13 protein-coding genes are annotated in these 15031 nt (G+C 41.3%); 4 read left to right on the plus strand and 9 right to left on the minus strand.

Annotated features, from left to right (window positions below; translation table 11 throughout):
* Positions 1-4: 4 nt before the first annotated feature.
* Positions 5-3034, plus strand: a complete 3030-nt coding sequence (locus tag OA34_RS08780; protein ID WP_039674460.1) for an efflux RND transporter permease subunit — start codon at positions 5-7, stop codon at positions 3032-3034.
* A gap of 90 nt (positions 3035-3124) precedes the next feature.
* Here OA34_RS08780 and OA34_RS08785 read toward each other — a convergent pair whose 3' ends face one another.
* Together OA34_RS08785 and mmuM are read right to left on the minus strand one after the other, a co-directional pair.
* On the minus strand, positions 3125-3337 hold the full coding sequence (locus tag OA34_RS08785) for a hypothetical protein (protein WP_039674462.1): 213 nt from the start codon (positions 3335-3337) through the stop codon (positions 3125-3127).
* Positions 3318-4283: a homocysteine S-methyltransferase gene (mmuM, locus tag OA34_RS08790; protein WP_039674579.1), complete on the minus strand. Its 966-nt coding sequence runs from the start codon at positions 4281-4283 to the stop codon at positions 3318-3320. The genes OA34_RS08785 and mmuM overlap by 20 nt, the downstream gene beginning before the upstream one ends.
* A 94-nt stretch (positions 4284-4377) precedes the next feature.
* Here mmuM and OA34_RS08795 point away from each other — a divergent pair, with 94 nt between their 5' ends.
* Positions 4378-4692 (plus strand): hypothetical protein, encoded by a 315-nt coding sequence (locus tag OA34_RS08795; protein ID WP_039674464.1) that lies wholly within the window; start codon positions 4378-4380, stop codon positions 4690-4692.
* A gap of 130 nt (positions 4693-4822) precedes the next feature.
* Here OA34_RS08795 and OA34_RS13930 read toward each other — a convergent pair whose 3' ends face one another.
* Entirely contained in the window at positions 4823-6835 is a 2013-nt protein-coding gene (locus OA34_RS13930) for a methyl-accepting chemotaxis protein (RefSeq protein ID WP_502685203.1), read from the minus strand.
* A 347-nt stretch (positions 6836-7182) separates the two neighbouring features.
* On the opposite strand from OA34_RS13930, the gene flgH reads away from it, so the two are divergent.
* Positions 7183-7890 carry a flagellar basal body L-ring protein FlgH gene (flgH, locus tag OA34_RS08805; RefSeq protein ID WP_039674466.1) on the plus strand — a complete coding sequence of 236 codons (708 nt, stop codon included), beginning with the start codon at positions 7183-7185 and terminating at the stop codon, positions 7888-7890.
* Positions 7891-7904: 14 nt separating this feature from the next.
* Positions 7905-8348, plus strand: coding sequence for a hypothetical protein (locus OA34_RS08810; protein ID WP_039674583.1), 444 nt, complete (start codon positions 7905-7907; stop codon positions 8346-8348).
* 38 nt (positions 8349-8386) lie between these two features.
* Here OA34_RS08810 and OA34_RS08815 read toward each other — a convergent pair whose 3' ends face one another.
* The 6 genes from OA34_RS08815 to OA34_RS08840 all read right to left on the minus strand — a co-directional run bounded on the left by OA34_RS08815 (position 8387) and on the right by OA34_RS08840 (position 15006).
* Positions 8387-9631, minus strand: coding sequence for a type II secretion system F family protein (locus tag OA34_RS08815; protein ID WP_039674468.1), 1245 nt, complete (start codon positions 9629-9631; stop codon positions 8387-8389).
* A complete protein-coding gene (locus tag OA34_RS08820) occupies positions 9628-11379 on the minus strand; it encodes a GspE/PulE family protein (RefSeq protein ID WP_039674470.1) in 1752 nt (583 codons plus the stop codon). Before OA34_RS08820 ends, OA34_RS08815 begins: the two co-directional genes overlap by 4 nt.
* Before the next feature lie 66 nt (positions 11380-11445).
* Complete coding sequence (locus OA34_RS13715) at positions 11446-12324, minus strand: hypothetical protein (protein WP_286682944.1); 879 nt, start codon at positions 12322-12324, stop codon at positions 11446-11448.
* On the minus strand, positions 12317-13126 hold the full coding sequence (locus OA34_RS08830) for an ATP-binding protein (protein ID WP_039674472.1): 810 nt from the start codon (positions 13124-13126) through the stop codon (positions 12317-12319). The genes OA34_RS13715 and OA34_RS08830 overlap by 8 nt, the downstream gene beginning before the upstream one ends.
* Complete coding sequence (gene mshL / locus OA34_RS08835; protein WP_286682945.1) at positions 13107-14657, minus strand: pilus (MSHA type) biogenesis protein MshL; 1551 nt, start codon at positions 14655-14657, stop codon at positions 13107-13109. Before mshL ends, OA34_RS08830 begins: the two co-directional genes overlap by 20 nt.
* Complete coding sequence (locus tag OA34_RS08840; protein ID WP_144440990.1) at positions 14626-15006, minus strand: hypothetical protein; 381 nt, start codon at positions 15004-15006, stop codon at positions 14626-14628. Before OA34_RS08840 ends, mshL begins: the two co-directional genes overlap by 32 nt.
* Positions 15007-15031: the final 25 nt, after the last annotated feature.

Genomic DNA, 15031 nt, shown 5'->3' on the forward strand with positions numbered 1-15031 from the left:
TCTTATGTATAAACTATCCATTAATCGCCCCATAACAACACTTATGGGTGTTTTAACGTTCATCGTTTTCGGACTGATGTCGTACAATACGATGCCGATCAACCTTTTCCCCAACGTCGACTTTCCCGTCGTGACGATTCAAACGACTTACAACGGTGCCGATCCGTCCACGGTGGAAACGAAAGTTACCGATAAAATCGAAGAAGCGGTTTCGGGCGTCGACGGTATTGATAAATTGATGTCGACCAGTTACGAAGGATTTAGCGTTGTGACCGTTCAATTTGAACTCACGAAAAATCTTGACGTTGCGACCAACGACGTACGTGACAAAATCGGTGCTTTAAATCTACCGATCGAAGTCGATAAACCCGTCGTGAAAAAACTAGGTGCAAGCGGCGCGGTCGTGAGCCTTTTTATTGCCGATAAAGGCGATAACTCCAAAGCCTTGATGCGCTTAGCCGACGAAAAGCTCAAAGCCCAACTGCAACGCATTAAAGGCGTAGGCGAGGTCAATATCGTCGGTTACCAAGATCGGGAAATCCGCATCTTTATCGATCCGTTTTTATTGGCAAAGTATGCGCTTTCTTCCTCCGACGTCAGTGCGATTATCGCGAAGCAAAATATTAAGCAAGGTACCGGCAAGATGGTCGATCAAACGCAAGAGATCATCCTCAAAGCCGAAGGCGACGCACAAAATTTCGACGAAATAGGAGAGATCCTCGTCAAACCGGGCGTGCGGCTTAAAGACGTTGCGACGATTCAAGACGGGCTCAGCGATGCAAAAAGCTACTCATCGTACAACGGCCAACGCGGCGTCACGCTTGAAGTGAAAAAGATTGCGGGCGAAAACTCGTTGACGATTATTAACGGCGTCAAAAAAGCTTTACCACACCTTCAGCATTTAGCCGGCGATCAATTTGAAATTAAAGTGCTTCAAGATCAATCCGAAAAGATTATGATCAATATTAACAACGTGCGTTTCGACCTGATTTTCGGTGCGTTTTTATCGATTATCATCGTGTTTGCTTTTTTACGCAACGTGACGGCGACCGTCGTTTCGGCACTTGCTATTCCGACTTCGGTCATCGGAACGTTTGCCATTATTCATGCCTTAGGCTATGACCTTAACCGCCTAACGTTGATCGGTTTGACGCTTGCCATCGGTATTTTTATCGACGATGCCATCGTTGTGATCGAAAATATTATGAAAAAAATGGAAGAGGGCATGGAGCCTTTTCGCGCCTCGTTTGAGGGCATTAAAGAGGTGGCATTTTCGATCTTGGCGATTTCGTCCGTGTTACTTGCCGTTTTTATTCCGGTGGCGTTTATGGACGGCATCGTGGGAATGTTCTTTAACTCGTTTGCAATGACGGTAGCTGCGGGTATCGTCATCTCGTATCTGGTAGCGGTCATGTTTATTCCCAGTGTCGGTGCTAGAGTTTTGAGTGCCAAAGAGAGTAAATTTTACTATGCGACCGAGCCGATTTTAAAAGCCGTCGATCAAGCGTACGTCAAAATCTTAAAACCGATTTTACGCTTTAAAACGTTGACGATTATTGCTACCGTCGGCGTCCTCATTTTTTCGACGACGTTGAAAGTGGGTATGAGCTTTTTGCCGATGCAAGACAACAGCGAGTTTCAAGTCGTCATTAAAGCACCCGTGGGGATTAATCTGGAAACGATGAAAGCGAAAATCGCTCCGATCGATGCTTTGCTAAAAGAGGATCATGACATTGTTTATTCGATCTCTTCGATCGGCTATAACTCCGCAAAAGAGATTCACAAAGCTAAATTCTATGCCAAATTAAAACCCGTTGCCGAACGTACGCGAACGCAAGAACAGATTATTCAGTTCTATCGCGATAAGCTAAAAACGTATCAAGATTTTACGATTTTAGTGGAAAAAGTCGATGATTTCGACACGGGCGGAACAACGGCACCCGTACAAGTCGTCATTACCGGAGATAGCCTCGAAGAGCTCGATAGTGCTTCGCGTAAGCTGATGGACGTTTTAAAGCAGACCCAAGGTATCGTCGATATCGACCGCGATTTTGAGGACGGAAAACCTGAAGTTAAAGTCTCTATTTTACGTGAAAATGCCCAACGTGTCGGCGTTAGCGTTAAAGAGATCGCTTCGGTGTTGGCATCGGCGTATTCAAGCGACAGTGCCGTTTCCTACTTTGAAGACAACGGCCGACAATTTGATATTACGGTGCGCTATAACGACGATTATCGTAAATCTTTGGAAGATCTGAAAAAGCTCAAAGTACGCAATGCGGAAGGCAATTTCGTGGCACTTGAGGGACTTTTAAGCTTGGAAGAGGGAACGGGTAACGCATCGATCAACCGATTTGATCGTGAAAGAAAAGTGCTTGTCACCGCCAATATTTTTAACACGTCGTTGGATAAGATCGTGACCGTGATTAACGAAAAGATGCCTTCTATTTTACCAAAAGGGTACAGTTACCGTTATACCGGCGACGTTGAAAATATGGAAGATACCAATAAGGCTTTCGGTGCGGCGGTGTTACTTGCCGTGATCTTGATTTACCTTATTTTGGCGGCATTGTACGAATCCGTCGTTCAACCGTTTATCATTATGATTTCGATGCCGCTCTCTTTTACGGGCGTTATGATTGCGTTGTATCTCAGCGGTAATGCCTTTAGTTTGTTCGTTATGATCGGTATTATCTTGCTGTTGGGTATGGTCGGTAAAAACGCCATTTTGGTCGTCGACTTTGCGAACCGCGCGATCAAAGAGGGAAAAAGCATCGACGATGCACTTTTGGAAGCGGGAGAAAAACGTTTACGTCCGATTTTAATGACCACGTTTGCAATGATCGGAGCGATGGCTCCTTTAGCGTTTGGACACGGAGCGGGACACGAATCCAACTCTCCGATGGCATTGGCGATTATCGGCGGACTTTTAAGTTCAACCGTTTTGACGCTTTTGGTCGTACCGGCAATTTATAAATTTATGTATCCGCTCGATGCATGGTTGAGGAAATGGTACGAAAAAGGTATTGTTGAATAATAATCCAGCAGGAAAAGCGGCGAAAATGCTTGGGCGTTTGTAAACGTCAAAACCCTTACATGTAAAGGGAAAACCTTTACATGTAAGAACTTATTGATTGCGTTTTCTATCTTTTTTCGCTTGTTTGGCTTTGGCTTTCGCCTTGGCTTTTTGCGCGTCGCTCGGTTTTGCCTTATCGGAGTTGACCGCACCGACGTTTTCTTGTTTTTTTTCATACGGAACCGTATGCTTTTGTTGCGTCGCAAGTCCCGCTAGCTTATAACCTTTTTCCATTTTAACGCTGTTATTGAGCAATCCGCCCATTTTTTTCTCCTTCATATTTTACCCATCGGGCGATTTGAGCAATATCCTCAGGCGTGGTTTGACAACACCCTCCGATAATGTTTGCTCCTTTTTGATACCAAGTATACGCCATTTTAGCATGCATTCCGCTTTGAGAGACGCCGTCCCACGTTTTGCTAAGCGCATTATACGTCGCTCCGCCGTTGGGATAGACGATAATCGGCTTTTGGGTAACGGCGCGTATTTGCTCGATCAACGCTTCAATGTACTGCGGCGCGGTACAATTAATGCCGATAGCAACGATATTCTCGCACGTATCTAAAACCTTGGCACACTCTTGAATCGATTCGCCGCTGTTTATGTGCTTGCCGTCTTTGGCACTAAAGCTTATCCATGCGTAGACGTTTGGGCGGTTTTTGAGCAAAGAAGCGAGTGCTTTAGCTTCCAAAAGGCAGGGAATCGTCTCACACGCCAGCAAATCGGGTTTGGCTTCAATGAGTGCTTCCAAACGATCGGCATGAAACGCTTCCAACATTTCTTGGCTTAAACCGTAGTTGCCGCAAAACTCCGAACCGTCCGCCAAATACGCCCCGTATGGTCCAACCGACGCGGCGACCAAAGGTTTGAGACGGTCTTTTCGATTGGCTTCATCTGCCCAAAACGATGCTACCGTCTCTTGCGCGATACGCACCGAGGATTGTATCAGTTTTTTCGCTTCTTCACGGCTCACGCCGCGCTTCATAAAACCCTCAAACGTGGCTTGATAGCTGGCACTCGTCACGCAATCGGCTCCCGCTTTGAGGTAATCTTCGTGTACTTTCGCGACGGCACGCGGATTGTGCATCAAAAACGTTGCCGACCATAACGGATCGTTGATGTCATAGCCTTGACGTTCCAACTCCGTCCCGAACGCTCCGTCTAAAATCAACACGTTTTGCTTTTTTAAAAAAGGTTCTATCGGATTCATGCGTTTTTGCCTCGATAATTTTTCGTGCATTATACCCTGAGTTTCTTTTTAGCTACAATATGCACGAAGTTTTTTACCTATCAAAAGGAACGTCGTGAACGAGAACAACCTTGTGAGCATTCAACAATATGCCGTTAAACATAAAATGAGCACGTTTGCCGTAATCAAACAAATCAACGCAGGTCACGTGAAAACCGTTAAAAAAGACGATCAAGACTATATCCTTGATGAAAGTATTCCTCAAACGCCGCCTAGTGCTTCATTGCCACAACCTGTCAAAAAGGTAGAAGAGGAGGGAAAAACAGACGTCGATTACGAAGCAAAGTTTCATGAACTTCTTTCCAAATACATCGACCTTCAAGAAAAATACACCCGCCTTATCGAGGAAAAATACGATACGAAGAAATGAATGTGACCACGGTACGCTCTACTTACTCGATAAAATCGTTCCTTACGGCGTGCCGCTCAAGCCATGCGAGCTGCGCTTTAAAACGTACATGTAAGAAACGAGGGCAGAGCGTCTCAACCCTCGTTTTGGCTTAATCGCGATGCAAAATATCGAGCGTTTTTTCGTAAACACCGAGCTTTTGAAGCTCTTCGCCTAGCGTTTGCGTTAAGGTTGCTTGGGATTTTAACTCATTGGAAATCGTATGGCTTTGTTCGGCAAGTTTTTCCATATTGGACGAAAGCGTGCTGCTCTTAGACGAAACATCCATCAATCCGCTGCTCACGCCGCCCATTGTTTTACTGATATTTTCGACCGCTTGAATAATCGTACTGACCGAAGCATTCGTCTCAGAGAGGCTTTTTTGCGTGCGTTCCGCCAGCTTTCTGACTTCATCGGCAACGACGGCAAAACCGCGACCGTGTTCACCCGCACGTGCGGCTTCGATGGCGGCATTGAGCGCAAGCAAATTGGTTTGATCGGCAATATCGGAAATAACGCTTAAAACGACGCGAATATCGCGTACATTGTTGGTTAAATTTTCAATATCGATCACAAGATTGGCGTTATCGACGCTTCCTTTTTCCATACTCGAGGCAAAAAGTCCAAACTCTTGTTCGACATGCCCAAGATTGTCTTCGATCGTATTGATAGAGCCTACCGCTTGGCTGAGAACGTTGCCGATATTTTGAAGTACGGGCATACTGTGCTTCATCTGATCCAACATCGCTTTATAAATGGCTTGAATCATCGTTTGGCGATTAATTTTTCGCTGCAAAAAGTAGCTTTTAAATCCGGCGTATTTTTGCACAAAATTTTCGACGTAGTCGTCTTCAAAAACGCTTTGGTCGAGAGCATAAAAGAAAATAGCACTTAAAGTTTGGTTGATATTGACGCCCAAAAGTTCTCCGAACGTCGAAAATCCGGCGACTGGAACCTCTTTGAAAATGGAAAGACGATGAATTTCCGAGGCATTGCATAAACGCCTTAGGATGCAGTCGTTAAAAATCGCCCCGATAGGTTTTGGTTTGTTGCGGCTAAATTGCGCATAGTCTTGTTGCGTCGTCTGCACAAAATCCGTCTTTTCCAACAACAAAAGCTCTTCTCCCGCTTCGATGTCGCAATAAAAATGTATCGTATCGTTGATCGTATCGATGGAAGCGACGGAACGAATATAAATTTCGCCGTTAATTTCGATACCGAAAGTGTAATTGGCAAGTTTAGCGTTCAAAGCATCGACAGAGCATTTAAAATGGTCGCTTAAAGCGGCAACGACGCCGATTCCCGTATGGTTGCGGCGGTCTAAAAAAGTATGAACCGAGCGCGTAAGCGGATTTGCGGATAAAACGCTAAACGAAGTGGACGTTTTTCTAAAATTTTGGCTTTTAAAAACACCGAAACGAAACTGCGGCGATAATTTGATAAAAGTAACGACGGCATGGTGGCGCAAAGTTCGCGTTCCATCATATATGTAGGTATTTTGAAAGTCGAGTTTTCCACCGGCACTCCCTCCGATGAGAAGACAGGGAAACTTACCGACATTGTAAACGGCCTCCATAAAAAAACTTTCACTGGCACTCAATCCGTCGATCAAAGTGTAACCGATAGTATCATCAAAACGCATTTTAAAAGGAATACGAATTTTTTTAATCTCTTCTTCGATACTTTTAATGCGCTCAAGCGTTGATTTTTTACTCGTCCCTATATCTTCGCTTTTTAAGGCAATCGAGGCGACAAAGACATCGCTGACCATTTGCTCCGAAAAAAGCATCAAAACGATATTGTCTCCTTCTCCGGCATTTGCAGAAGAGTACAACGAAGAAGCAGCGGCATTTTGATGAAGCGCGCAACTGCACAATTCTCCTGCCGTCGTGGAAAGTATTAAGGTCGTATTAGGAGGAAGCGTCGCTTTGAGCTTCGAAGCGATCGTATTAAAGTCTAGTGCCGGCGATACAAAGCCTAAAGCCACCTTCGGAACAAACGAGAGTGCATTTAAAGTGCTCGTAATCTCGTTTTCGTGAAAATTGAGCGTAACAAGAGAATCTAAAAGTGCGGAGGGCATTTTTTGAGACGTTATTTCGGCCGATGAATGTAAAAAACTAAACATGTAAGACTTGCTCCTTTTGTTAACAACGATAGACCGTATACCAATAGTAACGCTAAGTATCTTAAAAATAATCTAAAGCGTTCTGAAGATATATTACATCATATTCGTAGCACGAGAATAGCTTAGTTTGGTGACATACGACTTCTAGATAGCAGTCATTTTTTCACAAAAAGTAAATGCCGTTAACTTTACGTGTCGTAAATTTTTTTTTGGATATAATAGAAATCATATCAAGCGTCTCAATAGAGCCAACGCATGGTAAAAGCCTTACATGTACATTATTACAGTCGCTTTGTAAGGGCGCGTGATAGGACACGGCAAAGTAAAACGTACGGAGTGAAAATGTTATGAAAATGGTGATATGGGTTTTGGTCTCGATTTTTTGTTTGTGCGGTTGTTCTTCTCATCCCGCCGATCCGAGGATTACGATGCAAGCACCTGCGTACGTCGACGAATTGCCATCGCGCGTCAATGAAAATATGGGTTCAAATCCGGGAAGTCTTTTCGGTCAAGGGGAAAATCCTCTCTTTTCCGATCGAAAAGCAATGAACGTTAACGACGTCGTAACGGTAACGATTACGGAAAAAACGGCTCAAACTTCTACCGGGAAAAAAGCATTAACCAAGGAAGGATCGGATGCTTTAAATGCCGGTATTACGACGGCTGCCGGAGGCGGAGTGATGGGAAGCGTATCGAATCAAGTGAATAAATTGGGTAATATCGGTTTTACGGCCGGATCCAATAATTCGTTTACGGGAACGGGAAGCTCAACGCGCAACGAAAGTTTTGCTACGACGATTTCCGCACGTATCATTAAAGTGTTAAATAACGGGAACTACTTTATCGAAGGAAGTAGAGAACTGCTTTTAAACGGAGAAAAGCAGATTATTCAAGTCAGCGGCGTCATTCGACCGTATGACATCGATCAATACAATAATATTGATTCAAAATACATTGCCGATGCCAAAATACTCTACAAAACGGAAGGGGATATCGATCAAACGACGACCAAGCCGTGGGGTAGTAAATTTATGGAAACTATTTGGCCATTTTAAAAGAAGGATTATCATTGCAAGAAACGATTGCACCGAAATTTGCGGAAAAAGAGAAAATTTTTAAAGCAAAAGACATTATTGTTGCACTGAAGTATTTCGGTGCTAGTTTTGATAAAGTCAAAACCAATAACCCCGAACGTGCTCGCGCGCTTGTTTTAGGCTATAAGGCTTGGCGATTGGGGCTTAACGAAGCGCATTTACGCTCATGCATCGATCATAAGGTCGATGATAAAGAAATTTTAAACGTGCTAGGTTATAAAGAAAAGAAGAGTATTCGCAGTTGGAGCATTTCGACTAAAATCAAAGAAGCCGATTATAAAATCAAAATCGAAAGGCTATGGTGTAAAAAGCTAGGTGCATTGTGCCTTATTGCGCACTTGACGCAAAAAGAGTTGATTGATCTGGCACAAGAGAAATTTTCAGATACGCTCGAATGCGCTATTCCCAAAGAGTTCTAAGACGTAAACTTCACAAAGCTTTTGCTTTGTGAAGTCTCTTAATTCATTTTAACCGCTTTTGCCATATCCCACATCGGCATAAAAATACCTAATGCCATCAAAAGAACCATTCCCGCAATAAATCCCAACAAAATAGGCTCAATATAACTTGCGATATTGTCGATAATTTGATTAAAGCGCGATTTTAAATACAAGGTCACTTTTTCTAACATTTTATCCAACGTACCGCTTTGTTCACCCGCTTGAATCATCTGAACGAGCATCCCCTCAAAAAGAGCCGTATCTCGAAAAGCTTCGGTAAGCGATATACCGCGCTGTACCGAAACTTTAACGGCGGAAAGCCTTTTTTTAAGATGCGTATTGTCGAGTGTAAGTAATGAAGTGTCCAATGCATCGGCGATAGGAATACCCGCACGAATCAGCTCGGTAAAGACAAGGCAAAAACGGCTCAAAGTTGCATAAAAGATAATGTCGCCGATCAAGTAAGTCTTTAAAATATACCTGTCAAATCCTTTTTTAAACTCTTCGTTATTGTTTAAAAGGTATTTGAATAAAATAATCGTGCCGATAATACCGGCTAAAAGGTATAAACCGTATTGGTTAATCATCTGTTCCATAAAGAGTAAAATCTTGGTCGGAAGAGGGAGCTCTGCTTTGAGCTTGGAAAAAATATCTTTAAATTTTGGAACGACGTAAACCATCAAAATCGTAAAGGCGATCGCGATGGCTACCACGACCGTAATAGGATAACGCATGGCTTTTTTAAATTTTTGCCTGTTTTCTTCGATTTCCTCTAAAATATCGGCAAGCTTTGCTAAAGACTCCGCCATATTACCGGTACTTTCACCTAATTCCACCAATGCAATCGTTACGTCTCCGACGGTTTCACGATAGGGCATTAATGCCTGCGTTAAGCTCAAACCGGAGTTAAGATCGTCGTTAACGCTTGAAAAAATCTCTTTTAACGTTTTATCGACCGTTGCCGCCTCAACTTCTTTGACGCTGTCGTGAATTGAAATTCCGGCATTCGTCATAACGCTTAATTGGCGTATCGCGGCAATTAAACTTGTCATTTTGACTTTTTTACGTAAGATCGTATTTAAAAATTGATCTTTAAAGGCACTTAACTGATCTTCTAACGGTGCGGAAGTCTCTTTGACATTGACGATAATGCCCGGAATTTTTATCTTGGCGATCGCAATGGCATCGTGTTTATTGGGAGACTTAATAATCGTTTTACTTTTTTTACCTTTAGAAAGGTAATTCACTTCGAAATATTTCATCCTTTTGCCACCCTTGCAATTTCGTCAAATGTGGTTACGCCGTTTGCCGCACGTATAATACCGTCTTGGTACATGTCGATAAAACCTTCTTTGAGTGCCTGTTCTTTTATTTCACTTTTGCTAGCACCTTGCGCAATCATGCTTGAAATTTTTTCACTAATAACGAGAATCTCCGAGATCATTTCCCTTCCAAGGTATCCCGTCTGGGCACATTTTTCGCAACCGTTATTTTTATAAAATTGATACGTTGGCGGTAACATGTCGTGAATCTCATCGTGCGCCGTCTTGGGTAGCGTGTATTTGCTTTTACAATAAGGACAAAGTTTTCGTATGAGTCTTTGAGCTTCGATAGCAATCAAAGAACCGCTAATTAAATAGGGCTCAATGCCCATATCGACGACCCTTGTAACGGCACTGATTGCATCGTTCGTGTGGAGTGTCGAAAACACAAGGTGTCCTGTTAATGCAGCTTGAACGGCAATCCGAAGCGTTTCGGTATCGCGGACTTCACCGATCATAATAATATCGGGATCTTGCCTCAAAATAGAACGCAAGGCCGAGGCAAACGTGAGATTAGCTTTTTCGTTCACCTGTACTTGTTGTGTTAAATTGAGTTGGTATTCCACCGGATCTTCTACGGTAATAATTTTGGTTTGTACGCTTTTAATCGCATTAAGTGCCGCATATAGTGTTGTTGTTTTACCGCTTCCCGTAGGTCCCGTAACAAAAATAATGCCGTAAGGCGAGCGCATCGATTGTGAAAACTTGGCATAATTTTTCGGATGCATTCCCAAATCTTCAATTTTTATCATCACTTTGGATTTGTCTAGAATACGAATAACGATAGACTCACCGTTAATGGTCGGAAGTGCCGAAATCCTAAAATCATACTCTCTTCCTAAAATGGTTGCCGAAAAACGTCCGTCTTGAGGTTTTCTTTTTTCCGCAATATCCATATTAGAAAGGAGTTTCATACGAGATGCTAAGGGAGGATAAATGTCTTTATCGAAAATAAATGTTTCCGTTAGCATACCGTCGATCCTGCTTCGGACGATACAATTGTTTTCGGTCGGCTCGATATGAATATCACTAGCTCTTGCCAAGATAGAGGTTTTTAAGATAATTTCAATGAGTTTAAGAATACCGGAAGATTCTTGCGGATTTTCGACGGCACTGGAAGTAATCTCTTTTCGAATTTCGCCGATAAGCCCTTTAATGCTCTCTCCCAATTCTATTTTAATAAGGTATTTATCGATTTGTGCGGGATCGGCAATAATAATTTTTAGAAGCTTACGCGGGAACAGTCGTTGTACGCCTTCTTGCGCATGAATATCCATCGGGTCTTTGAGTGCTACAAAGATATTGATTTCATCTTCACGGATCGGTAAAGCTTTGTATTTTTTAAGTTGAGGGAAAGGTAACTTAGAAGCGAGTCGGTAATCGATATCGATCGAATCTAAATCCAGATATTCGTAACTTAAATTTTTTGCCAACGCCTGTAAAAATCTCTCACTTTCTATAGCAAAATTGCTGTTAACGTCTTCAAGAGACAGATACCCTTTTTTGAAAAATTCGATTACTAAGATGAAAAGATCTTCTTTGGTAAAAAAACGATTTTCAAGTAAAATTTCGCCTAAAGCTTTTTGATCGTTTTGCTTTGCTTCATCTTGAATTCTATGAGCCGTATTTTCGTCAATGATACGATTTTGGATCAAGTACGTTAATAAAGTCGTCGTAATATCACTCATGCTTCTGCACCGCTACCTTTTCATTTCTTTTTATATATTATATAATTTGTTTCATAGCGTAAAACGTTATTGAATCGGTTCTCCCAAGGTAATTTGGTTGAGCAAACTTTGTGCCGCTTGAGATTTTGTGTTTTTTAAATAGGTCTTTAACGCTAAAATAGCATCTTCTTTTTGTCCTAATTTGACTTTGGATTTAGCAAACCAAATCCAGCTTTTTTCATTTTCGGCATCAAGATTATTAGCAATCAACGCCCATTTATTGCTCTCGACATAGTTTTTACTTAAATAATACTCTTCCGCCAACATTAAAGCAAAGACAATATTGTGCGTCGTATCGAATTTCTCTTTCAAATATGAAATTGAGTTGATCTCTTGGCTTTCTATTTTAATAACTCCCTTGGGTTTACTCTCTTCCAACGGAGGCGGCGGAGGCAATAGCGTAGCGTCGATTTGTTCTTCTTTATTTCGATAAAATGTTTGTTCTTCACTGCTACCGTTACGTTTTAATACAGGCAAATCCAATTCGTTTTCCGCTTTCTTTTTGACAGGCGGTGTATCGAAATCTTCGGGTGGCGGAGTATAAGCTTTTTTCTCCGATGCGGACGTTTTATTCAATGTATCCGGAAGGCGTAAGAGTAAAATCTCTTCTTTTGATTTTTCATGCACATCGGGAATCGTGTTCTCCGTTTGTGTCATATTGTTTTCCACTGCAAGCACGGGTGCGGATACACTACTACCGTTATTTTCTTTTTCTTGTATGCTTTCATGCGGTGCTTGAACTTTTTGAGGTGTTGGAGCATCTGAGCGATAAAGAAAGAAAAGCAAAGAGAGCGTGGTGACAACAGATATGCCTATTAAAATCGATCCACCTTGGAATAATGTTCTTTTTAATCGGTATTTCGATAGCTTTTTCTCAAGCTCATTGATTTCGGAATGGCTAAGCATGAATCATTCCTAAGCTAATTCCGGCCATCTCAACATATTTGATATGCAAAGCATTGGCTTTAATTAAAGAGGGTTTATGCTGATCGTAATATTCTAATATTTCAAAGAGTTTATACATCAATTTGTTGATGGTTCGTAAATTACCGGAAGTAAGATGTGCAATCAGTTTATAATGTTTTTCTTTGAATAAATTGAGATACTCAAAACGATTATGAAACAATAATTTTTTTTCGATATAGGTTTTAATTTCATTTAAAGAAGCATTATCGATTTCAATCGTTTCCCAAATACGCGTTTGAAAATAATCCTTAGCAAGAACGTCTTCTTTTTCTGTTTTATGAACCGTAAAGAGAAATTTAAAAAGCCTCGAATCGGCCATTAGACGGATTTTCTCAATCAGATCCGTCGGATAAAGCTGTGCTTCGTCGATTAAAACGGTAATGCCTTGTTCGGGAGAAGTAATATGTTTCCCTACCAAGGCTAAAAACTCATTATAATTGGAAAATTCCGGAGAAGCTTTGCCAAACGTTGCTTCGTATAAAGCTTTAATAAAAACTTTTTCGTCGAAAAAAGGTCTTGGAAAAAAAATAATACGCTTTTTTTGGCGTAAATCATTATAAATTTTTTGCAATAAAAATGTTTTTCCAGTCCCCGGTTTGCCGTAAAACAAAATAAGTTTTAAAGGCTTATCCAACGTTTGTATCAATTTATCGTACGTCAGTGCCGCCTTGTCTAAATTAATATAGTCAAATACTTCTCCATCGACAAAGATGGATTTGAGATCACGGTAATGGCTGTTCATAGACTTTTTGACTATACCCTAGATCTTTAAGCGTTGTTTTATCCGTTCCTTTGGCTCCGATAATACGTGGAGTAATAACAAAAACAAGCTCTGTCGTGCTAATCGTGTCGGCAGAATGTTTAAAGGCTTCACCGAGCAAAGGAATACTACTAAGAACGGGGACGTTGCTTGCCTCTTTACCTTTGGTATTGGCTATGAGTCCGCCCAAAATAATCGTACTGCCGTCTTTAACTTTTACAACCGTTGAAAGCTTTTTCTCGGTCGTATCCGGAGCAATTTCACGAGGGTTGGTTGTTTTTGTATCGTCGTCAGAATATTTAAAGTTACTCACCGAAGGGTTGATTCGCAAAATAATTTCATTGTCTTCAGATATTTCAGGTGTAATATTGAGCAAAATACCTATAAAAATTGAATAATTAGTATAGGTAGTCGTTAATGTTGATGTCGTTGTTGCCGTATTGGTCGTATCTTCAGGTACACGATAATTAATGTTGTCTCCTACCGTGATGAGGGCTTGTTGATTATTCATTGTTAAAACTTTCGGACTTGATACGACACGCGTATCTCCATTAGAGGCAAGAAAATCAACGAGACCGGAGATTGAAAAGACGGCATCGTTAACAACGGTTAAGTTATTCATCACGGCACTATTCCCCGTTAGAGAGTCATTGGCTCCAACTTGGGCATAAGGCTCTTTATGGTAGGCATTTAAATTATTACTATTATTAAACATAGACGTACTGTTAATGCTAAGTTGGAATTTACTCCAATCAACGCCTGTTTTATTGCTTGTGCTTAATGCAACGGACAAGATCGAAACATCGATAAGTACTTGTTTATGCAATCGCTCTTTGAGTAAGTCAATATATTCGGCAACACGATTGAGTTGCTTTTTTGTCGCCGTTACGGTAATGATACCGGCACTGGCGTTAATAATAGGCGTTTGTGCGGTATAGGATTCTGCTCCCGTATTTAAAACAGACATAAGCTCACTTGAAATTGTTTTCCAAAAATCAAAAGATTCGTTAGAGGAAATGGTGTTTTGATTGGTACTAAGGTTTGCCCCGCTCGATGTACCGTTGCTACCGACTTCTTTAGGTGTAGCGTCTACCGAAGCATTAATAACCGCTTTGCCTTCACGAACGGATGAAATATAATCGACTTTAAAAGATTTTGTTGAGAGTGCCGAAATTTTTAGAAAATTTTTATCATAGGTATAGAAAAGGTCATTATCGTTAAGAACAATTTGAAAGACTTCGTCCAAAGAGAGATTTTTAATATTGATACCGTTTAAATTTTTTGCTAGAATTTTTTCTGCTTCCGTGTCTTTCACGACAATACTAAAATCGCATACGTCGGCCAATTCGGTTAGCAATTCCGCACCCGTCGCCTTATTATTGGTTTTGATATTAAAAGTACGATGTTCACACGTTTTTGCTTTATCGACCGCCAAAACGGGAGACAGTAAAAACGCTATAATTGCCATACATACAATAATATTATTTGGCAAAAATTTTAACATTACTCTCATCTTTCGTCCTTATAAAAAGTTCTTTTTTATCATTGTCGTTTTGTAATAGGGCGCTATTACGTGTAACTCTTACCAGTTTATACGCTCCAACATCATCATTCTTCCCGTACCATATACCGTTAATTTTTGCTTTTGCCTCAAAGGTGGCTTCGAGCGTAAAGGTTTCTATTTTTGATGATGCGTTATGTTCCGAGACATTTAAATCGGATGAAAGTGAAACAAAAGGGTTCCCCAATGTATCCAAAAGAAGAATATTCGCACCGATTCTTTTTTCTGCGATCTTCTCAAAAATAGTATCGTACGTTTTGACTTCATCGTTTAACGTTAGATTGCTTTTTGCTTCGATCACCGCTACGATCGTACATGTCATGACG

The sequence above is a fragment of the Sulfurospirillum sp. MES genome (genome assembly GCF_000789415.1).
Taxonomy (GTDB): Bacteria; Campylobacterota; Campylobacteria; order Campylobacterales; family Sulfurospirillaceae; genus Sulfurospirillum; species Sulfurospirillum cavolei.